The sequence below is a fragment of the Streptomyces sp. NPDC048383 genome (assembly GCF_040651775.1).
Taxonomy (GTDB): Bacteria; Actinomycetota; Actinomycetes; order Streptomycetales; family Streptomycetaceae; genus Streptomyces.
Window position 1 is genome coordinate 1 of sequence record NZ_JBEZKS010000037.1, and the last position, 24204, is coordinate 24204.

Sequence of the window (24204 nt, forward strand, 5' to 3'; positions counted from 1 at the left end):
CGGGACGGTCATCGTCCCGGGCCCGCGGCCGTGTCCCTGCGCCACCGCTCAGGCGGTGGTCCGTCCCGCGGTGTCCGGGGCGGCGGGCGCCGGGTCGGCGGCCGGAACCTCCAGACGGACGACGCGCAGCCAGCCGGCCGCCGCCTTCGCGGCGGAGCCCAGGGCCAGGCCCCAGGCGGCCCCCGCGACGCCCCACAGGGCGTACCCGCCGAGCAGCAGGGCCACCGACAGCAGGGAGAAGACCACTTGCAGGGACAGGGTGGCCTTCGGGTTGAGGACGCGCAGGGTCAGCAGCGCGCAGGTGCCGAGCCCCATGACGGCGTACTGCGCTCCCGTCGCCGGCAGCAGCGCGGACGCGGCGGCCCAGGTGTCGCCGAGCAGGTGACGGCCCAGTCGGTCGGGCAGCGCGTACAGGAGGGCCGCCCAGCCGGCGCCGAGCACCGCGAGGGCGGCGCCCATCAGGGCCGTCAGGCGGACGACGCCCCGTTTGCCGCGGGCGCGGCCGACGACGGGCGGGCCGAAGGCGCTCGCCGAGTTGAACAGCACGTTCAGCGGCCCGAAGAGGGTGGTGGCGCCGCGCAACGCGCCCACGGCCAGCGGGGTCGCGAAGACGCCGAGCCCGAGGACGGCCAGCTGGCTGGAGCCGTTGCCCACGGCGAACTCCACCACGAACCGCTGCCCCAAATGCCCGCGCCGCAGGTAGGGGCGCAGTTCGGCGCGCACGCCACGGATGAAGGGCCGCAGCAGCCACAGGCCGAGCGCCAGCGCGGGGAGCGCGGAGAGCCCCCACACGAACACCAGCCGTCCGGCGGAGGCGCCCGACGGCTGCACGGCCAGCGCGGCGACGACGCAGACCAGCCGCAGCGTGTCGGCGGCCAGCGCCCGCTGGGGCACCCGCAGCGCGGAGAAGCAGTAGCGCAGCCCGTCCTGGACGAGGACCAGGGGCAGTACGGCGCCCAGCGCGAGGAAGGCCGTCCCGACCTCGCCGGGCAGGGCCAGGCCCACGGCGGCGAGCAGCAGGCCGGCCGCCACCGAGGCGGCGGCCGTGAACAGGAGGGAGGAACGGCAGACGGCGCCGAGGCGCTCGCCCTTCTCCAGGACGACGGTCTGTCCGACGTAGGCCATGTTCAGCCCGAGGAGCACGCTGAAGGCCACGTACACCATCGAGAAGTCCGCGAAGCCGGACGCCGAGGACAGTCGGGCGGCCAGCACCAGCACCAGGATGTTCGTGGCGCTGGACGCTGCCTGGTCCAGGACCGAGGAGACCGCGGCGAGGCCCCGCCGGCTCACCGCCGGCCCGTGCGCACCGTGCGCAGGGCGACGGTGTCGGTGCCGTCACCCGGGATGTGCTGCTCGGGTTCGGCAGGCTCACGGGTGAGGGGCTGCGGCGCGGACTTCGCCGGCGCGGGCGGCGCGACGGCCGGGGCGGGCGCGGCCTTGCCCTTGCCGCGTCCGCGCTTCTCGGTCGGCAGCGGGGTGTGCAGGACGGCGCCCAGCACCGTTCCGCCGGCGCCGCTGATGAGCTCGCGGATCCGGGACAGGTCGGTGCGGTGCACGGCGCGCGGGTCGCAGACCACCAGCACGCCGTCGACGCGGTCGACGAGCGCGAGGGCGTCGGCGTACGAGAGCACGGGCGGGGCGAGCACCACGACGGTGGAGTTGGGGGAGTCGGCCTCGGAGATCAATCGGGTGGCGCGCGGGGAGGTCAGCGCGCGGGGCACGTTGCGCACCCGCTCGCCCGGGATCAGGTCGAAGGCGCCCGATTCCCCGGCGTCCACGACGAGCTGACGTCCGTCGGGCCAGTCGGAGTCGCCGTGCCCGCCCGCGGCGGGGCCGCCCGGCATCTGGCTCCAGCGGGGCCGCCCGCCGGCGTCGGTGGGCAACTGGCTGGCCAGCACCGGGGTGCGCAGGTCGGCCTCGATGAGCAGGACGTCCTTGCCGGTCTCGGCGAAGGAGGCGGCCAGGTTCACGGCCACCGCCGCGGCGGTCTCGCTGCTGCCGCGCGGAGCGACGACGAGGAGCCGGCGCCGGTCGGCGAAACGGGAGTCGTAGGCGAGCCGGAAGGCCACCGAGCGGTACTCCTCGGCGAGCCGGGGGTCGGCCTCGCCGGCCGCGAGGAGCGGCCCGCCGCCGGACTTGTCCCGGGGGAGGGAGCCCAGTACGGGCGCCCGCAGGGCCCGCGAGACGTCACCCTCGGAACGCGGCGCCGGGTCGAAGACGAGCCGGACCCAGGCGGCGAGCAGGCCGAGCGCCAGGCCCACGGCCGCGCCCAACGCCAGCGACATGAGGATGCCGGGACCGTCGGGGGAGGTGGGCACCGTCGCGGCACTGGTGACCCGACCCGGGGTCATGTCCAGGGCTTCCAGCTTGGTGATCTTGCCGTTGTAGCCGCCGACCTCGCTCTGCAGGTCGGTCTTGGAGGAGGTCGCGGCGTCGCGCGTGGTGCCCGCGGGCATCCGGGCGATCTCCTTGGAGAGCTCGTCGAGCTGTTTGGCGACCGGGTCGCGCTGCTCCTTGTAGCCCTTGACCATCTTGTCGCGGGTGGCGTCGAGGGCTTCCTGCCGCTTGAGCAGGTACGCCTGGGTCATCGCGTTGGCGCGCCGGGCGGCCTCCTTGGGGGAGGACGCGGTGTAGGTGAAGCGGAGCACCATGGTCTGCGGCGGGTTGGTCACCTGGAGGCCGCTGCGCAGGGACGCGAAGTCCTGGTCGGCGATCTTGAGGCTCTTCTTCGCCGCCTCGGCGATGGAACTGGAGAGCGCGACCTGCCGCTCGGAGCCGATGTTGATCGCCTTGTCGGGCGCCAGGCTCGGGTTGAACGGGTCGTCGGTGGGCGCCCGCAGCACCACGTCGGCGGTCGCCACGTAGGTGTCCGCCGTGGATATGCCGAGGTAGACGCCGCCCAGCAGGCCGATGCCCACGCCCGCGCCGATGAGCTTGCGGTAGCGCAGGAGCTGCTTGAACTGGTCCCTGAGGAGATCGGGTTCGTCCTCGGCCGGGGCCGCTGCTGGGCGGTTCGTCTCGATCACGGCTGGGTGCCCCCAAGTGCTTCGTCTATCAGTGCGTCGATGCGGTCGAGGCCCGCTTCCCGGCTCAGGTGGGCCGCCACGTGGACGGGCCCGGCAGCGCCCAGCGCGTCCGCGCCCCCGGGGTCCTCCGCCAGAGCCCGTACGGCCTTCAGCAGCGCGTCGGGGTCCTCGGGCGGTACGAGCACCCCGGCGCCCGAACGTGCCACCTCCTGGGCGGTTCCGCCCTCCGCCGCGACGGACGCGACGACGGGTCGGCCGGCCTGGAAGTAGGAGGTGAGTTTGGACGGAACGCTCATGTCCAGCACGGCCGCGTGCTGCGTGACCGCGAGCACGTCCGCCGCCGCGAGGATATCGGGGAACTCGCCGTCAGCGGCAGGGGGGATGATGTCGAGATTCGGCACGTCCGCCGCGAGGGCGGCCAGCGCCGCCCGCTGACTGCCGTCACCCATCAGGACGAAGCGGACGGACGGATCGCGTCGGGCGGCGCCGACGAGGACCTCCAGCCCCTGCTTGAGGCCCATGTTCCCGGAGTGCAGGACCACCGTCTGACCAGGGGCCCAGCCCAGGTGCCGACGGGTCTCCCCGCGCGGCTTGGTGGGCAGCGGCACGTGCGACCAGTTGGGCACGAGACGGATCCGCTTCGGGTCCACGCCCATGCCGACGACCCGGTCCACGAAGGTCTCGTGGATCACACCGACGAGGGTGGCCCGCTTCAGGGCGTACGCCTCGGCGCGCCCCGCGATCGCCGCGGCCTTGTCGCCACCGCTGATTCCGCTCTGCGCCGCCGCGGCCCCCATCAGGTCCTGGACGACGGGGACGTACGGAACCTTCCAGCGCGCCGCCAGCCGCGCGGCGAGCACGCCACCGGCCAGGCTCGGCATCTGCGCGAGGACCGCGTCCGGCTTCGGCATCCGGGGCGGGGCCACGGCGCCGTGGAGCAGAATCGATCCTTCGAAAAGCGCGCGCTTCACGGCGGTCTGCCGCTGGGGAACGGTGTGCGCACGCCGGTGCACGGTGACACCCGCGCGCTCCTCCGTGCGCCGGAGCGCCCCCTTGTACGCCGGCTCGACCGACCACGCCGGATAGTGCGGCATGCCCGCCAGGACGTGGGTCTCGTGGCCGATACTGGCCCAGTGCTCCGCGATCTGGGTGGCGTACGGGCCTATACCCGCATGCTCGGGGGCGTAGTTGGTGGAAACCAGCAGCAGGCGCCGGTGACCGGAATTGGACACTGAACGTCCCCTTCTCCCCTGGATGATGCGCACGTCACCCTATTCGTTCACCGACAGGGTGCGGAACGTGCACGCTATTGTCTGCTAATCCGCCACACCCGGGGGTGTGGCCGCTGGGGGGTAATTGATGATGGAGCACGATATGTCCGAGTCCGGTCCGTCCGCGCGCAGACCGTACCGGGTCGGGTACGCGCCCGGTGCCTACGACCTGTTCCACATCGGGCATCTGAACATCCTTCGGCACGCCCGGAGTCAGTGCGACTACCTGGTGGCCGGCGTGGTCTCCGACGAGATGGCCGAGCGGGCCAAGGGTCGCCGGCCGATGATTCCGCTGGTCGAACGGCTGGAGATCGTCCGCAGCGTCAAGTACGTCGACGCGGCCTTCGTCGAGACCGTCCCCGACAAGGTGGAGACGTGGAAGCAGGTCCGCTTCGACGTGATCTTCAAGGGGGACGACTGGCGGGGCACGCCCAAGGGCGACCGGCTGGAGAAGGACTTCGCCGCCCACGGTGTCGACGTCATCTACTTCCCCTACACCGTCCACACGTCCAGCACCCAGCTGCGCCGGGCCCTGGACGCGCTCGCCCAGCCCCTCGCGGGGCCGGAGGCGCTCATCGCCGAACGGCGCTGAGCTCCCGGAACCACTTCGTCAGGAACGCCAGCAGGAACAGCACGGCGACCGCGCCGAGCCCCGCGTACGCCCAGCGGAACAGCTCCCCGCCGCCGAGCAGCAGGAACACCAGGCAGAACACCCCGTAGTCCACGGGCAGCAACGCCACCGCGCGCAGGGTCGACGGTGCGGCGGCGGGGCTGCCCGGCGCCGGCTTGGGCTTGAGCTTCTCGGTCAGCAGCCCGCCGAAGAAGGTGACGACCGCCGCGAACTGGAAGACCAGCGGCACCAGCAGCCAGCCCTGCGAGTCGGTCCCGTACGCCTCGGGGAAGCGGTGGAAGGCGATCAGCACGCAGGTGTGCAGCGCGGTCAGCTTCGCGCAGTCCACGACGTGGTCGAGCCATTCGCCGGCCGCGCTGCCGCCCCCGCGCAGGCGGGCCAGCTGCCCGTCGGCGGAGTCGAAGGCGAAGCCGACCGCGAGGGCGGCCCACACCGCGACGCCCAACCCCCAGGAGGGCGCGACCAGCGCGACGGCCGCCACGGCCGCGAAGCTGAAGACGGCGCTGATCAGCGTCACCTGGTTGGGAGTGAGGCCCAGCGCGTACGACCCGGCGGCCAGGTACCGCCCGGCGGGCCGGTTCACGAACCGGGAGTAGAGCGACACCCCCTTCGCCGACTTCTGCGCCCCGCGCAGCTCCCGCAGCGCGGTCCCGACTCTCGCCATGCGTACCCCTGACCCCTTCGATGACACACGTGCGCGAGGCACGCGTGTTCGTATGAAGGCCACATCATCGCAGGGCGAGTGAGGGCTTCCGTGCCGGATCCGCCCTCACGTCCGGAAGCAGTAGTACGGACAGGTTCGCGGCGGCCACGAGCACCGCCGCGGCCAGCAGCGGCGCCGTCGTTCCGGTGGCGGCGGCGAGCGGCGCCGCCACCGCGAGCCCGAGCGGCCGGGCCGCGAAGGAGATCAACGAGTCGAAGGAGCCGACCCGCCCCAGCGCCTCGGCCGGCACCCGTCGCTGGATCTCCGTCTCCCACAGCGGGCTGAGCAGTCCGACCCCGCCCATGCCGACGAAGTACGCGGCCGCGCACGCCGCCACGGGCAGCCGGAACGCGAACGCGGCCAGGGCCGGCGCGATGGCGGCGGAGGCGACGGCGACCCACACCAGGGGCCGGCGCACGGGCAGTCGGCCTGCCGCCCAGGCCCCCGCGAGCAGTCCCGCGGTGCCGGCCTGGGCGACGAGCACCCAGGAGCTCTCGCCGCCCAGGGACTCCACGGCGATCAGCGGGCCGAGGGTCAGCAGGACGCCGGCCGTCAGGTGCCAGACCCCGTGCGCCATGACGTTGGCCAGGAACCACGGGTGCCGACGGGTCTGCGCCCAACCGGCGCGCAGCTCGGCCGTGAACCCGCCCCGGGCGCCGCCGCCTTCCCGGGCCGGGGTCCGCAGCCCGCCCAGCGTGAGGGCGGAGGCCACGAACAGGGCGCCGGTCACCAGTGAGGACCAGCCGGCCCCGGCGGCCAGCATCAGCGCGCCCGCGGCGGCCGGCCCGGCGATGGCGGCCAAGCCCTGGGCCACCATCAGCCGGGAGTTGGCCCGCAGCCGGCCGGGCCCGGCGACGACGGCCGCCACCAGGGTGCGCGCCGAGGGGGTGCCGAAGGCGACGGCGGCGCCGGTCACCGCCGCCAGTGCGGCCAGCTCGGGGACCCGTACGGGACCGGACAGCAGGAGCGCCCCGGTCGCCAGTTGGGCGGCGGCCCGCACCAGATCGGCGGCGAGCACCACCCGGCGGGCGGCGAACCGGTCGGCGACCACCCCCGCGACGGGCAGCAGCAGGAGCATCGGCAGCATCTCGGCGGCGAGCACCAGCCCGAGGTCGCCGGCCGAACCGGTGCGCATCACCGCGAGGGTGAGGGTGGTGGGGATCAGCGCCGTCGCGAAGGCGGCGCAGGTGCGGCCGGCGAGCAGCCGCAGTAGGGTCGGGGTCATACCGCGCAGATTATTTCGCCGGCGAAGGGTTCGCCAGCGAAATGTTTCCGGCCGGGGGTGGGGACGGAGCGGTCACGGACCGGGTCATAATGCGGACATGGGCACAGAGACGGGCGCGACCCCGGCACCGCACGGGACCACGGAACCCGCCCCCCGCCCCGGCTCCGACCGGCCGGAGCCGGTGGTCCGCGCGGAGGACTCGGTCGACCGCCACATCGCGCGCTGGAGCGGCAAGGTCCCCTTCGACGTGCCCACCGAGGCCGTCATCACCCGCATCCAACTCCTCGCCAAGCACGTCGCGCACGGCAAGGAACGGGCCCTCGCCGAGACCGGGCTCCAGGCCTTCGAGTTCGAGACGATGCACCGGCTCGCCTCCCGCGGCGCCCCCTGGCGGGCCCCCTCCTCCGAACTCGCCGCCGAACTGCTCCTCTCGCCCGCCGGCATGACCGGACGGCTGGACACCCTGGAGCGGTCGGGCCTGGTCCGCCGGCTGCGCGCCGCCGCGGACCGCCGTCGGGTCGACGTCGAGCTGACCGGGGAGGGACACCGCCGCTGGACCGACGCCATGCGCTGGCGCGGCATCGCCGAGGCGCGGATGATCGAGCCCCTCGACGACGCCGACCGCGCCGCGCTCGCCGTCCTCCTCAAGCGGATGCTGATCCAGGTCGAGACGCGCTGACCCCCGGGGCCGGGATCCCGTCCCGGCCCCGCCCCCTCACGTCAGCACGCGCAGCAGCATCACCGACCGACCCGGCACCGTCAGGATCTGCCCGCCCCGGTGCCGGGTCGCGGGCGGCGCGTCCTGCGACTCCCGCCCGGTGTCCAGCACCAGCTCGTACTCCTCCGCCCAGGGCGCTCCCGGCAACAGCCACTCCACCGGCCGGTCCCCGGCGTGCAGCAGGGCCAGGAAACTGTCGTCCGTCACCTGACGACCCCGCTCGTCGCGACCCGGAATGTCGCGCCCCGACAGGTACAACCCCACCGCGGCGGCCGGCGCGTACCAGTCCCGCTCCGTCATCTCCGCGCCGCCCGGGGTGAACCAGGCCAGGTCCCGCAGCCCGTCGGCGCCCTGCGCCCGACCGGAGAAGAAGGCCCGGCGCCGCAGCACCGGATGGGCCTGGCGCAGCGAGATCAGCCGCCGGGTCAGCGCGAACAGCTCGTTCCAGGCGGGGTCCTCCAACAGCGACCAGTCCACCCAGCCCGTCTCGTTGTCCTGGCAGTACGCGTTGTTGTTGCCGCCCTGGGTCCGGCCGAACTCGTCGCCCGCGACCAGCATCGGCACCCCGGTCGACAGCAGCAGCGTGGTGAGCAGGTTGCGCAGCTGACGGCGGCGCAGCGCGCCGATCCGCTCGTCGTCGCTCTCGCCCTCCGCCCCGCAGTTCCACGACCGGTTGTCGTTGGTGCCGTCGCGGCCGTCCTCCCCGTTCGCCTCGTTGTGCTTGCGCTCGTAGGTCACCAGGTCCCGCAGGGTGAACCCGTCGTGGGCCGTCACGAAGTTCACCGAGGCGTACGGCCGCCGGCCGCCCCACGCGTACAGGTCGCTGGAGCCCGACAGCCGGTACCCGAGGTCCCGTACGTCGGGCAGCGCACCCCGCCAGAAGTCCCGGACGGCGTCCCGGTAGCGGTCGTTCCACTCGGTCCACAGCGGCGGGAACGCCCCCACCTGGTAGCCGCCCGAGCCCACGTCCCACGGCTCCGCGATCAGCTTGACCCGCCGCAGCACCGGGTCCTGGGCGATCACCGCCAGGAACGGCGACAGCATGTCCACGTCGTGCATGGACCGGGCCAGGGCCGCCGCCAGGTCGAAGCGGAAGCCGTCCACCCCCATCTCCGTGACCCAGTAGCGCAGCGAGTCGGTGATCAGCCGCAACACGTGCGGACGCCCCGCGTGCAGGGTGTTGCCGCAGCCCGTGTAGTCGGAGTACCGGCGCTGGTCGGACTGGAGCCGGTAGTAGCCCCGGTTGTCGATCCCGCGCAGGGACAGCGTCGGGCCCAGCTCGCCGGCCTCCGCCGTGTGGTTGTAGACCACGTCGAGGATGACCTCGATCCCGGCCGCGTGCAGGGCGCGCACCATCCGCTTGAACTCGCCGACCTGCTGCCCGGTCGTCCCGCTGGACGAGTAGCCGGCGTGCGGGGCGAAGTAGCCGACCGAGTTGTAGCCCCAGTAGTTGCGCAGGCCCCGGCGCAGCAGGTGGTCCTCGTGGGCGAACTGGTGCACGGGCAACAGTTCGACCGCCGTCACCCCGAGCTTCGAGAGGTGCTCGACCGCCGCCGGATGCGCGAGGCCCGCGTAGGTGCCGCGCAGTTCCTCGGGAACACCCGGATGGCGCATCGTGAAGCCGCGCACGTGCAGTTCGTAGATCACCGAATCGGCCCAGGGGGTCTTCGGCCGGACGTCGTCCGCCCAGTCGTCGTCGTCGTGGACGACCACGCCCTTCGGGACGAACGGCGCCGAGTCCCGGTCGTCGCGCACGGTGTCCGCGATGTACTGCTGCGGCCAGTCCCGGACGTGCCCGTACACCTCCGGCGGGAGCGTGAAGTCCCCGTCCACGGCCCGCGCGTACGGGTCCAGGAGCAGCTTGGCCGGGTTGTGCCGGGCGCCCGTCCACGGGTCCCAGCGGCCGTGCACCCGGAACCCGTACCGCTGCCCCGGGCGCACGCCCGGCAGGAACCCGTGCCAGATCTCGTGCGTGAGTTCGGTCAGGGCGCAGCGGGTCTCGACGCCGGCCTCGTCGAACAGACAGACGTCCACCGCCTCCGCCCCCTGCGCCCACAGGGCGAAGTTCGTGCCCCCGACCCCGTCGGGGCCGGTGCGGTAACGGGCCCCCAGGGGGTGCGAGGAGCCCGGCCACACCGGTGGCCCCGGGCGCGCGGAAGCCCGCAACACCCTCGTGTGGACCCGCTCCCGGGTGTTCACCGCGTTCGCGGTGCCCTCGACGGCATCCACCGCCTCTTGTTCGGCTGCGCTAGACAATGCCCGCCTCCACGGCTCCTGGGTACCGAAGGGGGCAGGGGATCGTGGCCCCGGCGTCCCGGCCTGGGCCCGCCCCCGTCTGGTGCCTTCACACTGTTCTGCCCGGACTGTTCTGCCCGGAACGTGCCCCGCCCTCACGTTTCCCCCGGAGGGGGCCGATCGTTGGACCCTTCGTGATTCTTCTGACGAGGCGGGCAGGGGCGGGGTGGGCCGCCTTGGCGGCATGTGCGGCCCTGTTGGGCGGGCTGACGGGGTGCACCGAGGACGGCAGGCCCCCGGTGGAGGTGCAACTGCCCGGCAGGCCCAAACCGCCGGCCGAGGCCATCCGGATCACCCCCGACGACAACGCGAAGGGGGTCCCGGCCGAGGGTCCGCTGCGGGTGACCGTCCCCGAGGGCCGCCTGGAACGGGTCGTGGTCACCAAGGTCGAGGACGCCCAGCAGGAGAAGGTGCCGGGCAGCATCGCCGCCGACGGCCTCAGCTGGAGCCCCGACCCGAAGGCCGGACGGCTCTCGCTCGCCGCCAAGTACACCGTGGACGCGGTCGCCCTCGACGGCCACAACCGCCGCCAGGCCCGGCACACCACCTTCACCACCTACGTCCCCGAGGAGCGGTTCATCGGCTACTTCAAGCCCGAGAACCGCTCCACGGTCGGCACCGGCATGATCGTCTCGTTCAAGTTCAGCCGGGCCATCAAGGAACGCACGGACGTGGAACGGGCCATCACCGTCACCTCGAACCCGCCCGTCGAGGTCGCCGGGCACTGGTTCGGCGACGAACGCCTCGACTTCCGGCCCAAGGAGTACTGGAAGCCCGGCACCGAGGTCACCATCACCATGGACCTGCGCGACGTCGAGGGCGCCCCCGGCTCGTACGGCATCCAGGAGAAGACCGTCCGCTTCACGGTCGGCCGCTCCCAGACCACCCTGGTGGACGCCGAGGCGCACACCATGCAGGTCCGCCGGGAGGGGCAGCTGCTGTCCACGATCCCGATCACCGCCGGGGCCCCCGAGAACACCACCTACAACGGCAAGATGGTGGTGATGGAGATGTTCGACGTCACCCGCATGAACGGCGCCACCGTCGGCTTCACCAGCGAGGACGGCAAGGGGGAGTACGACATCCCGGACGTCCCGCACGCCATGCGGCTCACCAACTCGGGCACGTTCCTGCACGGGAACTACTGGGCCAGCCCCGACACCTTCGGCTCCACCAACGTCAGCCACGGCTGCGTGGGCCTGCGCGACGACAAGGGCGGCGGCTCCGACACCCCGGCCGGCTGGTTCTTCGACCGCACCCTGGTCGGGGACGTGGTGGAGGTCGTGAACTCGCGGGACAAGACGGTGTCTCCGAGCAACGGCCTGGGTGGCTGGAACATGTCCTGGGCGGACTGGGTCGCCGGGTCCTCCCTCACCTGACCGACCGGTTGACCGCCCCTCCGACCGACCGCCCGTCCGACCGCCCGACCGTCCGCCGGACCCCGGCCCGCACCGAGCCCCGCCCGTCCGGTCGCCGCCCGGGTCGGTCGCGGGCCGGTCGCCCGTCCGGCCGCAGCATCCGAGTGATTGTCGGACCGGAATGCCGTAGTCGCCGGTGTCGTCCGTCCGCCGCGCCGAAGCCCGCCCGCAGCCTGTCAGGGCCCACAGCGCGGATACGGACGGAGCGTCATGTCAGCAAGGAACTGGACCCTCGGGGTGGCGATCGGGGCCGTACTGGCCACCGCCGCTCCCACGGCACTCGCCGCGGGTCCCGGCGCACTCCCCCCGGCGGCCGGCACACTGCGCGCCCCCCTGCCCGGCGGGCTCGGTCCCTGCGTACCGGGTGACTGCCCGAGCCCGTTCCCGCAGATCGGCAGCGACGGCAGCATCAAGGGCCGCGACAACGCCGTCAACATCTTCGCCGGAGGCCAGTTCCGCGTCCGCGGGTCGGCCTCGGAGGCCGAGGGCCGGCTCGTCGTCCTCGGCGGCTTCGACCAGGACAAGCGGGCCGGTGGGGACAGCCGCTACAACGTCGGCATCGTCGGCGCCGGCTCGCTCGTCCCGCCGCCCGACGGGGCCGACTTCCTGACCACCGGCGCCGACGTAGCCGTCGCCGCCGGGGAGACCCTGATCGCCGACCGCGGCGTCGTGCGGTACGCGGGCGCCCTCACCGGGCCGGGCACCGTCACCGGCACCACCACCCGCGACCCCGCCGCCGTCGCCCCGTACGCGGGCCTGCGCGACCGCCTCACCGCCGCGGCCCAGTGCTACGCCCGGGTCGACGGCAGCCCGCGCCCCGCCACCGGCACCGCCGTCAACAGCGGCTTCGAGACCCTGTTCACCGGTGACAACCGTTCGCCGCTCCAGGTCTTCAACGTGGACGCCGACCTGGTCAGCGGCACGGGCGGCGCCCAGGGCATCCGCTTCACCGGCATCCCCGCCGGCGCGACCATCCTGGTCAACGTCCTCGGCACCGGCACCCGCACCATCAACACCTTCAGCGGGACCCTCGTCGATTCCGGGTCCCCGAACCTGAACCCCTACCGCGAGCGGCTGCTGTGGAACTTCCCGGACGCCACGACGGTGAACCTGACCGGCAGCGGCCAGTTCCAGGGCAGCTTCCTGATGGGCAACCAGGCCTCCGAGACCACCGTCACCCTGCCCGGCATCAACGGCCGCTTCTTCACCACGGGCTCCGTCACCCACGGCAGCGAGACCGTCGGGGGCGGCGGCCAGGAGTTCCACGCCTACCCCTTCACCGGCAACCTGCCCGACTGCGGCACGCCCCCGGCGACCGGCGCGGTCGCCGTCACCAAGGTGGACGAGGCGGGCGCCACGCTGGCGGGCGCCAGGTTCGAGCTGTGGCGCGAGACCAACGACCGCCCCGGCCTCCAACCGACCGGGAACACCCCGGACACCCGGGTGTCCGACTGCACGACCCCCGCGAACGGCGAATGCTCCCGGGCGAACCTGATGCCGGGGACGTACTACTGGCGGGAGACGGCCGCGCCGGCCGGCTACGACCTGCCCGCGAACCCGGTCTTCCCGCTGGTCCTGACGGCGGACGACGCCACGAACGGGCGCACGCCCCGCGCCCGCGCCGTCAACGCCCGCACCGCGGTCCCGGTGACCGGCTCCGTCTCCGTCCTCAAGCGGGACGAGGAGGGCGAACGGCTGGCCGGGGCCGCCTTCCAGCTGTGGCGCGAGACCAACGGCACGCCGGGCCTGCAGACCGCCGGTCCCGGCGCCGACACCAGGATCCACGACTGCGTCACTCCGGCCAACGGCGTCTGCTCCCGTGAGGACGCCGAACTCGGCACCTACTACTGGCGCGAGACCGCCGCCCCGGCCGGGTACGTGCTGCCCGCCGAAAACGTCTTCCCGCTGACGCTGACCCGGGAGAACGCCTCGGCCGGCGTCCGGTACCAGGTCGACAACGAGCGCGACGCCACGCCGGACGACGCGAGGGTGGTCCTGCGGAAGTCCGACAAGGACACCGGCGCCGCCCTGCCGGGCGCCAGGTTCGAGCTGTGGCGCGAGACCAACGACCGGCCCGGCCTGCAGACCGGCGGCCAGAACCCGGACGAGCGCCTCGACGACGTCTGCGTCACCGACGCGGAGGGCACCTGCACGGTCGAACTGCCCGTCGGCGAGACGTACTACTGGCGCGAGACCGCCGTCCCGCCCGGCTACGAACTCTCCCCCGACCCGGTCACGGCCTTCGACCTGGACGAGGGCGACGTCGCCGAGGGCATCGTCCTCAACGTGACGAACAGCAAGAAGGAACAGGCCCGCGGCTCGATCCGGGTCCTGAAGAAGGACGCCAAGACGAAGCGGCCGCTGCGCGGAGCGGTGTTCGAGGTCTGGAAGGAGACCAACAACACCGTGGGCCTGCAGACCCGCGGCATCAACCCCGACCAGAAGTCCGGGCCGGGCTGCGCCACCGACCGCAACGGCGTCTGCGACTTCGACCGGCTCTCCGAGGGCTGGTACTACCTGGTCGAGACGGACGTCCCCGAGGGCTACGTGCTGCCCCGCGACCGGGTCACCGGTCCGCTGAAGCTGGACGCGACGACCCCGGGCGCGCGGCTCGTGGTCCCGCTCCAGAACGAGCGCGACGACCACGGCAAGGGCAAGCCCGGCAAGGGCGGCCGGCCCGAGTAGCACGACCGGCGGCACCCCGCCCCGGTGCGCCGCCGGAGTGATCTCCTCACTCCGGCGGCGCACCCGCGCGCGCGTACCGTCGCCGGCGCCGGTTGGGTGGGACGTGGTGGCCCGGCCGGCGGGCCGGAGGAGGCCCGGATGGCTACACGTCAGGCGGCGGTCACGGCTGCCGGAACCGCCCTCCTGTGGGCGGCCCTCGCCCTCGTCGCGGCCCCCGCCGCCGCGGCCGCGCCGGAGCCCGAGCCGGAGCGGGCCTGCACGGCGGGCACCGGCCCCTACCAGCGGGAGCTGGAGACCCAGCTGCGCCTGCCGGTCGACGGGACGCAGTCCCCGGCCGACTGCCTCGCCGTCCGCGCCTTCCAGCGCGAACACGCCGTCACCCCCGCCGACGGCTACGCGGGCCTGGCCACGTACCGCACGGCCGTCGCCGTCGCCGCCCGCGCGAACCCGAACGCCGCCGGGGCGTGCCCCGTCCGCGGGTACCGGGTGACCTGCGTCGACCTCGCGCGCCAGCTGCTGTGGGTGCAGAGCGGGCGCCGCGTCGTGTTCGCGCCCGTGCCCATCCGTACCGGCCGCGACGACCAGGAGACCCGGCCCGGCATGCACGAGGTCTACTGGCGCAGCAAGGACCACAGATCGACCCTGTACGACGACGCCCCCATGCCGTACGCCCAGTTCTTCGACAAGGGCCAGGCCCTGCACGGCCGCCCCGGCCCGCTCTTCGAGCACGGCGGCTCGGCGGGCTGCGTGAACCTCACGGTGGCGGACGCGAAGCGGCTGTGGGACCTGCTCCAGGAGGGCGACGCCGTGTACGTATGGGGCGTCAAACCCGGTACCGAGGACTGACGTCAAGGGGCTCGCGACACCCCGGACGCTTGGGACGGAACGGTGACAAGACCGTGCCTTTTCGTGTTGTTCCCCTGTGATTACCTGTCGACATGCGCGCGACTGTCCGCGCGCGGGGGACATGGGGAGTACACGAGTGAACCTGCAGCCGATACGCGGCCGCGTCCGCACCGGCCTGCCGGCCCTCCTGCTGGGAGCGGCGCTGCTGTTGACCAGCGCGTGCGGCGGCGGGGGCAACAGCGGGGGCAGCGACGGGAAGAACGGCGGGTCCGGGGGCGCCGGTACGGCCGGCACCGAGGCGTCCAAGGCCGTGGTCGGCGTCAAGCCGGACGACGGGGCCAAGGAGGTCGCCACGAGCGGCGTCCTGAAGATCACCAGCACGGGCGGCAAGCTCACCACGGTGACCGTCGCCGACACCAAGGGCAACGCGGTCGAGGGCAAGCTCGCTGCCGACGGCGCGAGCTGGGAGCCCAACCGCCACCTGGCCTCGGCCACCGAGTACAAGGTGCACGCGGTCGCGAAGGACGAGGCGGGGCGCGAGTCCGCCAAGGACACCAGCTTCTCCACCCTGACCCCCGTCAACACGTTCGTCGGCCACTACACGCCCGAGGACGGTTCGACCGTCGGCGTGGGCATGCCGGTGTCGATCAACTTCACCCGTGGGATCACCAACCCCGAGGCCGTCGAGAAGGCCATCACGGTCACCGCCGAACCGTCCGTCCCGGTCGAGGGCCACTGGTTCGGAAACGACCGCCTCGACTTCCGCCCGGAGAAGTACTGGGCCGCCGGCACCAAGGTCACCGTGAAGCTCGCCCTCGACGGGGTCGAGGGCCGTCCGGGGGTCTACGGCAAGCAGACCCGTACGGTCACCTTCACCGTCGGCCGCTCGCAGGTCACGACGGTCGACGCGGAGGCCAAGCAGATGGAGGTCGTCCGCGACGGCCAGGTGCTCAAGAACATCCCGATCACCGCGGGCGCCCCGGCGACGACCACCTACAACGGGCAGATGGTCATCAGCGAGAAGTACAAGGTGACCCGGATGAACGGCGCCACCGTCGGCTTCGGCGGCGAGTACGACATCTCCGACGTCCCGCACGCGATGCGGCTGTCGCAGTCGGGCACCTTCGTCCACGGCAACTACTGGGCCTCCTCCGCCACCTTCGGCTCGGAGAACGTCAGCCACGGCTGCGTCGGCCTGCGCGACGTGCGCGGCGCCGGTGACGACGGCACCCCGGCCGCCTGGTTCTTCAACGAGTCGCTGATCGGCGACGTGGTCGTCGTGAAGAACTCCAAGGACAAGCAGATCGCCCCGGACAACGGTCTGAACGGCTGGAACATGGCCTGGGCGGAGTGGATCAAGTAGGTCGCCGGCGCGCGTGGTCGAACCGCGCGGGCGAGGCCGACGCGAAGTGGCCCGGTGCTGTGACCCACGGCACCGGGCCACTTCGCGTGCTGTGACCTTCCGGGGGGCGACCCCCGGACCCCCGGCCTCTAACCTGGGCCGTATGACCATCTCTCTCGAAGTCTCCGAAGGCGTCGGCACCATCCTGCTGGACCGGCCGCCCATGAACGCCCTGGACATCGCCACCCAGGACCGGCTCCGCGAGCTCGCGGTGGAGGCCGGTGACCGCGCCGACGTGCGCGCGGTCGTCCTCTACGGCGGGGAGAAGGTGTTCGCGGCCGGCGCGGACATCAAGGAGATGCAGGTCATGGACCACGTGGCCATGGTCGCCCGGTCCCGCGGCCTCCAGGACGCCTTCACCGCCGTCGCCCGGATCCCCAAGCCCGTCGTCGCGGCCGTGACCGGCTACGCGCTCGGCGGCGGCTGCGAACTCGCGCTGTGCGCCGACTACCGGATCGCCGCCGACAACGCCAAGCTCGGCCAGCCGGAGATCCTGCTCGGCCTGATCCCGGGCGCGGGCGGCACCCAGCGGCTGTCCCGGCTGATCGGCCCGTCCAAGGCCAAGGACCTGATCTTCACCGGTCGGATGGTGAAGGCCGAAGAGGCCCTCGCCCTCGGCCTGGTGGACCGGATCGTGCCCGCCGCCGAGGTGTACGAGCAGGCGCACGGGTGGGCCGCCAAGCTGGCGCAGGGCCCGGCGCTCGCGCTGCGCGCGGCGAAGGAGTGCGTGGACGCGGGCTTGGAGGCCGACATCGACACCGGCCTGACCATCGAACGCAACTGGTTCGCGGGGCTGTTCGCCACCGAGGACCGCGAGCGCGGGATGCGCAGCTTCGTCGAGGAGGGCCCGGGCAAGGCCAAGTTCCTCTGAGTGCGGGCGGGTCGACGCGGCCGGGTGACACGGGCCGCATCGGCCCGCGCGGCGACCTCCTCCCTGGGGGTGGATTAGCCAGGCCTTAAGGGAGCCTTAAGGGGAAACGGTGATCAACACGGTGTGATCGCTTTCGCACGGGCTGTCACCGCAGGTCAAGTGGGTCCCGCAGGGCTCCGGTTGCCCTGCGCATATGCCGATGGATCCCTGCGGAATCCTGGATTCCGGGGGGTGTTTTCCCACGGAACGGCCCGGACGGGCGCACCGGCCGTCCATGATGGGTGCATGGCGGGCCTGGAGGGTGTGGAGCAGCCGCGGCAGCGCAGTACCAGCGCTTCGGCCGTACGGCTCGTGACGGCGCTTGAGGACGAACAGGGTCTCAAGGCGCTGGAGTTGTACGGGAATCCGGCCGAGGGAGAGGTGACCCTGCCCTCCATGCCGGAATCGGCGAGCACGGCCCGCCGGCTCACCCAGAGCGTGGTGATCCGCTTCTGGGGCCTCTCGCCGCAGATCGCCGAGCACACCGTCCTGCTGGTCTCGGAACTCGTCGGCAACGCCGTGCGCCACACGGGAGCCCGGTCCTTCGGGTTGAAGATGGTCCGCCGGCGCGGCTGGATCCGCGTCGAGGTGCGCGACCCCTCGCGCGGACTGCCCTGTCTGATGCCGGTGCACGAGTTGGACACCACGGGGCGCGGGCTGTTCCTCGTCGACAAGCTGTCCGACCGCTGGGGCGCGGACCTGCTGCCGCGCGGCAAGATCACCTGGTTCGAGATGCGCGTCGCCGACCGCTGAAACCGCGGTCGGCGCCCGCCGCCTCAACCGGTGTGCAGGGTGCGGAAGCGGTCCGGCCGCGCCGGGTCCCGGTCGGTGACCCGGATCGGCGACCAGGCCCACTGTCGTACGCCGATGCCCGGCACTCGGGAGAACCGGATCAACCCGCGGCTGCCCTCGACCGCGACGTGCGGCCACGCCCCGGCGACGGCCGCCCGGTCGGTGCCGTGGGAGCGCAGCACCTCGGCGAGGACGGTGACGGTGTCCCAGCCCTCGAAGGCGACGAACGAGGGCGCCTCGCCCAGTTGCTCGCCCAGCTCCTTGCCGACGCGTTCGCCGAGCGGGTCGAGGCGCTCGGGCAGGTAGCGCAGGAACGGGATGCCCGCGCCGTCGGCGCCCAGCTCCTCGAACCATGCGGCGAACCCCGGCTGTCCGGCGGGCGCGCCGATCAGCAGCCGCGCGAGCCGCCCGTCGCCCCGTACGGCCCGGACGAGGGACAGCGCCGGCTCGGGGTGGCCGACCAGGAGGAGGAGCGCCGTCGCGCCGCGGTCGACCAACGCGTCACACAGGACCGCCGGGGTGAGCGCGTTCGCGTCGAGTTCGACGACGGAGCCGCCGTGCGGGGCGAGGTGCTCGCGCAGGATCCGGCGCCCCCGCCCGGGGCAACCGGTTATCCCCGCCGGGGGCCCGGAACGCCAGAAACCCCCTGGCGCCGGTGTGGGGCGGTGCGGGGGTTTCATGGGGGCGCCGAGGATCGAAGGGGGTGTGATCCTCGGCGGGCGACTTCGCTCGGGTCAAAGGGGAAGCCGTGATGGCGACTATGGCAGAAGAGGGGCCGAACGCCAAAAGTCCCAAGTCGGGCATAAGTGTGCATATCCTAAGAGTTTCCATCTAAATCCTAGGTGAGATGGGCCACTCACCTCGTAATCTACGAATAAGTATCGACTGCTCTGAGTGAATCGTTGATCACATAGTGAACGGATGGGTCGGACGGCTCGGCCCGCGAAGGTCCCGAATTGGGTCAATCATTACCTTTCCTGTCATCCACCCCTTAAATGGGCAGGTGTTGTCATCATCAGGCCGCCGGGCGGCCCTGCGCGCGGGCGTCGCCACGCTGGCCGGTCTCGCCGCCGGTTGCGGGACGGAGCGGACCGCCGACCGGGGGCCCGCCCCCGCCGCCCCGCCGAAGGCCTCCGGTGCGGCCCCGGTCAAGCCCGCACCGGCCGCCCCCGCGCCCGCCCCCCGCCGGTTCGCCGGGCAGCCCGTCGAGATCGGCCACGGCCCGCGCGACCGCCCCCGGATCGCCCTCACCTTCCACGGCAACGGGGACCCCGCCATCGCCCGCTCCGTCCTCGCCGAGGCCGAGCGGGGCGGGGCCCGGGTCACCGTCCTGGCGATCGGCAGCTGGCTCGACGAGCACCCCGACATGGCCCGCCGGGTCCTGGACGGCGGCCACGAGCTCGGCAACCACACCCAGCGCCACCTCGCGATCAACGAGATGTCCGAGGCGGAGGCCTACGCGGAGATCACCGGCTGCGCCCAGCGCCTCAAGCGCCTCACCGGCTCCATCGGGACCTGGTTCCGCCCCTCGCAGACCCAGTACGCCACCGCGCTCGTACGCACCCTGGCCCAGCGGGCCGGCTACCCGCACGTCCTGTCGTACGACGTGGACTCCCTCGACTTCACCTCGCCCGGCGCCGCGGCCGTCATCCGCAACGTCACCGGGACGATCCTCGGCGGATCGGTGGTGAGCCTGCACTTCGGCTACGCGGACACGGTCGACGCGATGCCGCCCCTCCTCGAAGAACTCGCGCGCCGCAAGCTGCGCGCGGTGACCACCACGGAGCTGCTGACCCCATGACGACGAACCGCCTTCCACGCAAGGCCACCGCGCTCCTCGCCGGACTGGTCCTCGCCGCCCTGGCCGGCTGCGGAGGATCCGGCGGAAAGGGTGAGCCCGCCGCTCGCGGCTCCAACGGGCCCGTCCGCCCGGCCAAGGTCGTACCGGTCGCACCCCCCGGGCTGCCGGGGATGCCGCCGGTCCTCGACCCCGACGACGTGTACGCGGCCGACCGGCCCAACAACCTCTCCCCGGTGGTCAAGGACTTCCCGTCCCGCGTCTACGTGCCGAACACCAACTCCAACACGGTGTCCGTCATCGACCCGGCCACCTACAAGGTCATCGACACCATCCCGGTCGGCGTCCAGCCCCAGCACGTGGTCCCGTCCTGGGACATGAAGACGCTGTGGGTCAACAACAACCGCGGCCACACGCTCACCCCGATCAACCCGGCCACGGGCGAGTCGGGCAAGGACGTCGAAGTGCACGACCCGTACAATCTGTACTTCACGCCGAACGGCAAGTACGCCATCGTGATGGCCTCCATGGACCGCGAGTTGGTGTTCCGCGATCCGCACACCATGGACCGCGTGAAAACCGTCCCGGTGACCTGTTTCGGCGTCAATCACGCGGACTTCTCCGCCGACGGCCGGTACTTCATCGTGAGCTGCGAGTTCTCCGGCGAACTGCTCAAGGTCGACACCGAGAAGATGGAGGTCATCGGCCAGCAGAAACTCCCCTTCGAGGGAGCGATGCCGCAGGACGTCAAGGTGTCCCCGGACGGGAAGACGTTCTACGTCGCCGACATGATGGCGCACGGCATGTGGGTGCTCAGCGGCGACAAGTTCGACACCCCGAAGCTGCTGCCCACCGGAAAGGGCTGCCACGGCCTGTACATCAGCCGTGACTCCAAGGAGATGTACGTCCCCAACCGGGGCGAGGGCACCATCTCCGTCTTCGACTTCAAGCAGAACCGACTCACCAAGAAGTGGGAACTGCCCGACGGCGGCAGCCCCGACATGGGCGGTGTCTCCGCCGACGGCAAGGTGCTGTGGCTCTCGGGCCGCTACGACTCCGAGGTCTACGCGATCGACACCGCGTCCGGCAAGGAACTCGCCCGCATCCCGGTCGGTGACGGCCCGCACGGACTCGCCGTGTACCCGCAGCCCGGGCGCTACTCGCTGGGGCACACCGGGATCTTCCGCTAGGTCGAAGGAGCGGCCGGCCCGCCCCCGACGTACGGACATGACAGTGCCCCGGGAGCTCGCACAGCTCCCGGGACACCGGGTCAACGGGGGGCGCCCCGCCGGACGCCCCCCTGTTCATGGGCCCGTGGTCACCAGGCCACGGGCAGCCGCTCGGGCAGCCGCTTGATGAACCCCGTCCGCCAGACGAGGTTCTCCGCCGGCACCGCGAGCCGCAGCTGCGGCAGCCGCTCGACCAGCACCTCCAGCGCGATCTCGGCGTGCGCCCGGCCCAGCGCCGAAGCCGGGCAGAAGTGCCGGCCGGCGCCGAAGGCGAGGTGCGCGTTCGCGCCCTCCCGCTCCAGGTCCAGCTCGTCCGGGTTCTCGAACGCCTCCGGGTCGAAGTTGGCGCCCTCCAGCAGGACCAGGACCAACTCGCCCTCCTTCACCAGGACGTCGCCGACCCGGACGTCCGCCAGCGCGATGCGCGGCAGCCCGTCCCCGACGGACAGGTTCCAGCGCAGCAGCTCGTCGACCGCCCCGCCCATCCGCTCCGGATGGGCGCGCAGGTACCCGATCAGCTCCGGCCTCTGGAGCAGCGCCAGGATCGCGAGGACCAGGAACGCCGACGTGGACACCGCGCCCGCGCCGAACAGGGACACGGCGACCGTCGCGAACATCTCGTCCGTCAGGTGCGCCGACTCGGGGTCGGCCTCCTTCAGGTCCGCGAACCGGCCGAGGAGCCCCGTACGCTCCTCGGACGGCAGCGCGAGCTGCGCCCGCAACTGTCCGGCGAAGTAGTCGACGTCCTTGTACCAGTTGAGCGCGGAGTCGGCGAACGGCTGGCGGGCGGTCATGAACGCGACGTCCAGCCCCGACATCAACCGGCGCCGGTCCTCGTACGGAACCCCCAGCACCCGGCAGTGCAGCGCCGCCGAGAAGGGGTCGGCGAACCCCGCCCGGAGATCGGCCGGAGCGCCCTCGGCGACGAGCCGGTCGAGGAGCTCGCCGGCTTGGGCGCGCAGGTGATCCCGGAGCCCATGCTGCCGCGGGTTGAGCGCCTTCATGACCGCGTTGCGCAGGCCGGCGCTGTTGATGTTGCCCATGTTGTTGACGACCTCGGGCGGGATCGTCAGGGCGTACTGGCGGGGCACCCCGGCGTTCGCGGTGTCCTTGAGGCTGAAGCGCTCGTCCTCCAGGACCTGCTTGGCCAACGCGTAGCTGCTCACCAGCCAGGCGGGGTCCCCGGTCAGGGTGCGGACCTTGGCGACCGGCGCCTTCTCGCGGAGCCAGGAGCACTCCTCGGGCAGTACGTCACCGCGCCGCGAGAGCGGGAAGTCGAGGAGCGGCTCCCGCTCCCGGCCGTCCGCGCTCTCAAGCTGCTCGACGCTCATCGACGGTCCTCTCGGTGGTCGCGTGGTCCACGGTGCTCTGAGGTGCCGTGCCCCGCGGTGCGGTGGTGGTCGGGGCCGCGGTGTTCGCCTGCCCGGTGTCGGTGGCGTCGACGGCCTCGGGGCGCACGACGGCGTACGCCTGGTTGCGGGTGGCGCGCAGGCCCCCGCCCCGGGCGAAGAGGAGGTCCGTCATCGGCATCTTGACGTGGTAGGCCGCCACGGAGGACGGCACGTCGAGAATGCTCGGGGTATCCACGAAGAAGGGCAGCTCCGCCGCCATGTAATCGAAACAGACCTGCAACTGCGCGTCGGTGATGGATTCACCTTCCGGCAACTTGGATCCGACGAAATGGAGAGCCATTTCCTCACAACCCTTGCGGAATGCGTCATCCGTCTCCAAGAAATGGAGCACGCGCCGGTGCAGAAGTTGGTACACGGGGTTCGACTCGAACTCCGAAAGCGCCCTCACGCGGATCTCGGCCTGTTGGGGACCTGATTCCTCCACGCCTTTGAGAATCCTCCTCCGGACCGCCTTGATCTCTTTCGCCGCGCGCTTCTCCGCATGCTCCGGGGTGTAGCCGAAGGCGGCGAACATCCGGTCGACGTGGAGGTCCGCGTAGACGAAGTCGACCTGCGCGAAGCGGGTCGTGGCCCATCGGGCGAGACTGGACACGCGCTCGGCACTGAAGTAGCTGTTGCCAGGACTCACTCCGATGAGCACATGGTCGCCGTCTTCCCAGATATGGCGGCAGGTGCGGGTGAAGGGCAGAACTTCGAATGATGCGTCAGCTGTGATCGTCACCTGTGTGATCGCCCTTGTTGCCGCTTGTCCCTGGGAGCCCTGCGCTCCCGGTGTGGCGGCAATGTCTGAACGTTATGCCGTGATCCCGGAGCGTGACAAGTGGCGGCCGGATTTCTTGGCCGGAATTATCGCTTCCGCGTTACGGAAGAGTAATTGAATTTGTTTCTGCCGACCGAACGGGACCCGCGGGACGCGGCCCGCCCGGCGGCCGCTACCCTGAGCCGGTCAACAAGCACCAAGAAGGGGTGGACCCAGTGGCGGACATCGAGAGCGCACGGGCGACGTTCGGCAGGTTCGACGCGGACGGCGACGGCTTCGTCACGGCCGACGAGTACAGCGCGGCCATGAAGGCCATGGGCGACGCGTTCGTCACCGGCGCCGTCGCGGACGCCGTCGTCGCCTCCAAGGACGCGAACGGCGACAAGCTGCTCAGCTTCGACGAGTTCTGGGCCTCCCTCAACAAGTAGGCCCGCGCGCGGCGAGCCGGCCCGCGAGCCGAGCCGGCCCACGCCCGCCCACCGCCCCCGCCCGCCCCGGCGGGGGCGCGTCAGGCCGTGTCCCGGCCCTGCGGCGGGGCGTCCGGCCCCGTCATGCCGTCGACCTCGGCCAGCGCCTCCTCCAGCCAGCGCAGCCAGAACGTCTCCAGGGCGATTCCCCCGTGCAGCACGAGCCGGCGCAGCCGGTCCTCGACGGCGTCGCGGCCCGGCGGGAAGTCCTTCGCCTCGATGGCCTCGTACGTCTCCAACTGCCCCTGGTGCAGCTCCAGATGCCGCCGCAGCTCGGGCAGCAACCCCTGCGGTCCCACGACGCCCGCCGCCCGGATGCGCAGCAACAGCGGATCCCGCATCGGCTTGGGGTCCTGGCTCTCGCCGACCCACCGGGCCAGCTCCGCGCCACCGGCCGGCAGTACCTCGTACTCCTTCTTGCGGCCCCGCAGCGGCACCTCGCCGGGCAGCGCCCGGATCAGCCCCGCCTCCTCCAGCCGACCCAGCTCCCGGTAGATCTGCTGGTGCGTCGCGGACCAGAAGTACCCGATCGACCGGTCGAACCGCCGGGTCAGCTCCAGCCCCGACGAGGGCCTTTCGAGCAGGGCGGTGAGGATGGCGTGCGGGAGCGACATGC

The 24204-nt window shown here is 72.3% G+C and carries 20 protein-coding genes and 1 pseudogene; 11 read left to right on the plus strand and 10 right to left on the minus strand.

Annotated features, from left to right (window positions below; translation table 11 throughout):
* Positions 1-48 precede the first annotated feature (48 nt).
* From AB0D46_RS23820 to AB0D46_RS23830, 3 genes are read right to left on the minus strand one after another with little or no spacing between them, the layout of a single operon-like run.
* Positions 49-1290 carry a hypothetical protein gene (locus tag AB0D46_RS23820; RefSeq protein ID WP_362880219.1) on the minus strand — a complete coding sequence of 414 codons (1242 nt, stop codon included), beginning with the start codon at positions 1288-1290 and terminating at the stop codon, positions 49-51.
* Positions 1287-3026, minus strand: a complete 1740-nt coding sequence (locus tag AB0D46_RS23825; RefSeq protein ID WP_362880221.1) for a lipopolysaccharide biosynthesis protein — start codon at positions 3024-3026, stop codon at positions 1287-1289. The genes AB0D46_RS23820 and AB0D46_RS23825 overlap by 4 nt, the downstream gene beginning before the upstream one ends.
* The gene (locus AB0D46_RS23830) at positions 3023-4228 is read right to left on the minus strand and encodes a glycosyltransferase family 4 protein (RefSeq protein ID WP_362880317.1); all 1206 of its coding nucleotides are present in this window, start codon (positions 4226-4228) and stop codon (positions 3023-3025) included. The genes AB0D46_RS23825 and AB0D46_RS23830 overlap by 4 nt, the downstream gene beginning before the upstream one ends.
* Before the next feature lie 172 nt (positions 4229-4400).
* Between AB0D46_RS23830 and AB0D46_RS23835 the strand changes: the two genes are divergently transcribed.
* Complete coding sequence (locus AB0D46_RS23835) at positions 4401-4889, plus strand: adenylyltransferase/cytidyltransferase family protein (protein WP_362880222.1); 489 nt, start codon at positions 4401-4403, stop codon at positions 4887-4889.
* Here the strand turns inward: AB0D46_RS23835 and AB0D46_RS23840 are convergent.
* Complete coding sequence (locus AB0D46_RS23840; protein WP_362880224.1) at positions 4870-5592, minus strand: CDP-alcohol phosphatidyltransferase family protein; 723 nt, start codon at positions 5590-5592, stop codon at positions 4870-4872. The genes AB0D46_RS23835 and AB0D46_RS23840 overlap by 20 nt on opposite strands.
* A gap of 64 nt (positions 5593-5656) precedes the next feature.
* Complete coding sequence (locus AB0D46_RS23845; RefSeq protein ID WP_362880226.1) at positions 5657-6856, minus strand: MFS transporter; 1200 nt, start codon at positions 6854-6856, stop codon at positions 5657-5659.
* 97 nt (positions 6857-6953) lie between these two features.
* Here AB0D46_RS23845 and AB0D46_RS23850 point away from each other — a divergent pair, with 97 nt between their 5' ends.
* Positions 6954-7535 (plus strand): MarR family winged helix-turn-helix transcriptional regulator, encoded by a 582-nt coding sequence (locus AB0D46_RS23850; protein ID WP_362880227.1) that lies wholly within the window; start codon positions 6954-6956, stop codon positions 7533-7535.
* Between the two features lie 36 nt (positions 7536-7571).
* Here the strand turns inward: AB0D46_RS23850 and glgX are convergent, their stop codons facing one another.
* The gene (gene glgX / locus AB0D46_RS23855; protein WP_362880318.1) at positions 7572-9773 is read right to left on the minus strand and encodes a glycogen debranching protein GlgX; all 2202 of its coding nucleotides are present in this window, start codon (positions 9771-9773) and stop codon (positions 7572-7574) included.
* Between the two features lie 272 nt (positions 9774-10045).
* Here glgX and AB0D46_RS23860 point away from each other — a divergent pair, with 272 nt between their 5' ends.
* The 6 genes from AB0D46_RS23860 to AB0D46_RS23885 all read left to right on the plus strand — a co-directional run bounded on the left by AB0D46_RS23860 (position 10046) and on the right by AB0D46_RS23885 (position 17883).
* Entirely contained in the window at positions 10046-11248 is a 1203-nt protein-coding gene (locus AB0D46_RS23860; protein WP_362880229.1) for an Ig-like domain-containing protein, read from the plus strand.
* Positions 11249-11497: 249 nt separating this feature from the next.
* On the plus strand, positions 11498-13972 hold the full coding sequence (locus AB0D46_RS23865) for a SpaA isopeptide-forming pilin-related protein (RefSeq protein ID WP_362880230.1): 2475 nt from the start codon (positions 11498-11500) through the stop codon (positions 13970-13972).
* Positions 13973-14110: 138 nt separating this feature from the next.
* Positions 14111-14818 (plus strand): L,D-transpeptidase, encoded by a 708-nt coding sequence (locus AB0D46_RS23870; RefSeq protein ID WP_362880232.1) that lies wholly within the window; start codon positions 14111-14113, stop codon positions 14816-14818.
* A gap of 121 nt (positions 14819-14939) precedes the next feature.
* Positions 14940-16181, plus strand: coding sequence for an Ig-like domain-containing protein (locus AB0D46_RS23875; RefSeq protein WP_362880233.1), 1242 nt, complete (start codon positions 14940-14942; stop codon positions 16179-16181).
* A 142-nt stretch (positions 16182-16323) separates the two neighbouring features.
* Positions 16324-17091: an enoyl-CoA hydratase-related protein gene (locus AB0D46_RS23880; RefSeq protein WP_362880235.1), complete on the plus strand. Its 768-nt coding sequence runs from the start codon at positions 16324-16326 to the stop codon at positions 17089-17091.
* A gap of 180 nt (positions 17092-17271) precedes the next feature.
* Positions 17272-17883: an ATP-binding protein gene (locus AB0D46_RS23885; RefSeq protein ID WP_362880237.1), complete on the plus strand. Its 612-nt coding sequence runs from the start codon at positions 17272-17274 to the stop codon at positions 17881-17883.
* Positions 17884-17906: 23 nt separating this feature from the next.
* Here AB0D46_RS23885 and AB0D46_RS23890 read toward each other — a convergent pair.
* Positions 17907-18509, minus strand: a pseudogene (locus AB0D46_RS23890) (amino acid ABC transporter substrate-binding protein); the annotation flags it as partial.
* A 419-nt stretch (positions 18510-18928) separates the two neighbouring features.
* Here AB0D46_RS23890 and AB0D46_RS23895 point away from each other — a divergent pair.
* Positions 18929-19723, plus strand: a complete 795-nt coding sequence (locus tag AB0D46_RS23895) for a polysaccharide deacetylase family protein (RefSeq protein WP_362880320.1) — start codon at positions 18929-18931, stop codon at positions 19721-19723.
* Positions 19720-20910 carry a YncE family protein gene (locus AB0D46_RS23900; protein WP_362880238.1) on the plus strand — a complete coding sequence of 397 codons (1191 nt, stop codon included), beginning with the start codon at positions 19720-19722 and terminating at the stop codon, positions 20908-20910. The genes AB0D46_RS23895 and AB0D46_RS23900 overlap by 4 nt, the downstream gene beginning before the upstream one ends.
* Positions 20911-21038: 128 nt before the next feature.
* Here the strand turns inward: AB0D46_RS23900 and AB0D46_RS23905 are convergent, their stop codons facing one another.
* Both AB0D46_RS23905 and AB0D46_RS23910 read right to left on the minus strand, forming a co-directional pair.
* A complete protein-coding gene (locus AB0D46_RS23905) occupies positions 21039-22280 on the minus strand; it encodes a cytochrome P450 (RefSeq protein WP_362880240.1) in 1242 nt (413 codons plus the stop codon).
* A complete protein-coding gene (locus tag AB0D46_RS23910; RefSeq protein ID WP_362880242.1) occupies positions 22261-23082 on the minus strand; it encodes a tRNA-dependent cyclodipeptide synthase in 822 nt (273 codons plus the stop codon). The genes AB0D46_RS23905 and AB0D46_RS23910 overlap by 20 nt, the downstream gene beginning before the upstream one ends.
* 254 nt (positions 23083-23336) lie before the next feature.
* On the opposite strand from AB0D46_RS23910, the gene AB0D46_RS23915 reads away from it, so the two are divergent.
* Positions 23337-23549, plus strand: coding sequence for an EF-hand domain-containing protein (locus AB0D46_RS23915; RefSeq protein WP_362880244.1), 213 nt, complete (start codon positions 23337-23339; stop codon positions 23547-23549).
* Between the two features lie 80 nt (positions 23550-23629).
* On the opposite strand, the gene AB0D46_RS23920 is transcribed toward AB0D46_RS23915, so the two are convergent.
* Positions 23630-24202 carry a PadR family transcriptional regulator gene (locus tag AB0D46_RS23920; protein ID WP_362880246.1) on the minus strand — a complete coding sequence of 191 codons (573 nt, stop codon included), beginning with the start codon at positions 24200-24202 and terminating at the stop codon, positions 23630-23632.
* Between the last annotated feature and the right edge of the window lie 2 nt (positions 24203-24204).

Excerpts from the sequence above, each read along its gene's own strand:
- AB0D46_RS23835 (WP_362880222.1), top strand. The coding sequence starts at position 4,401 with ATGTCCGAGTCCGGTCCGTCCGCGCGCAGACCGTACCGGGTCGGGTAC.
- AB0D46_RS23840 (WP_362880224.1), bottom strand. The coding sequence starts at position 5,592 with ATGGCGAGAGTCGGGACCGCGCTGCGGGAGCTGCGCGGGGCGCAGAAG.
- AB0D46_RS23845 (WP_362880226.1), bottom strand. The coding sequence starts at position 6,856 with ATGACCCCGACCCTACTGCGGCTGCTCGCCGGCCGCACCTGCGCCGCC.
- AB0D46_RS23850 (WP_362880227.1), top strand. The coding sequence starts at position 6,954 with ATGGGCACAGAGACGGGCGCGACCCCGGCACCGCACGGGACCACGGAA.
- AB0D46_RS23865 (WP_362880230.1), top strand. The coding sequence starts at position 11,498 with ATGTCAGCAAGGAACTGGACCCTCGGGGTGGCGATCGGGGCCGTACTG.
- AB0D46_RS23870 (WP_362880232.1), top strand. The coding sequence starts at position 14,111 with ATGGCTACACGTCAGGCGGCGGTCACGGCTGCCGGAACCGCCCTCCTG.
- AB0D46_RS23875 (WP_362880233.1), top strand. The coding sequence starts at position 14,940 with ATGGGGAGTACACGAGTGAACCTGCAGCCGATACGCGGCCGCGTCCGC.
- AB0D46_RS23880 (WP_362880235.1), top strand. The coding sequence starts at position 16,324 with ATGACCATCTCTCTCGAAGTCTCCGAAGGCGTCGGCACCATCCTGCTG.
- AB0D46_RS23900 (WP_362880238.1), top strand. The coding sequence starts at position 19,720 with ATGACGACGAACCGCCTTCCACGCAAGGCCACCGCGCTCCTCGCCGGA.
- AB0D46_RS23905 (WP_362880240.1), bottom strand. The coding sequence starts at position 22,280 with ATGAGCGTCGAGCAGCTTGAGAGCGCGGACGGCCGGGAGCGGGAGCCG.
- AB0D46_RS23920 (WP_362880246.1), bottom strand. The coding sequence starts at position 24,202 with ATGTCGCTCCCGCACGCCATCCTCACCGCCCTGCTCGAAAGGCCCTCG.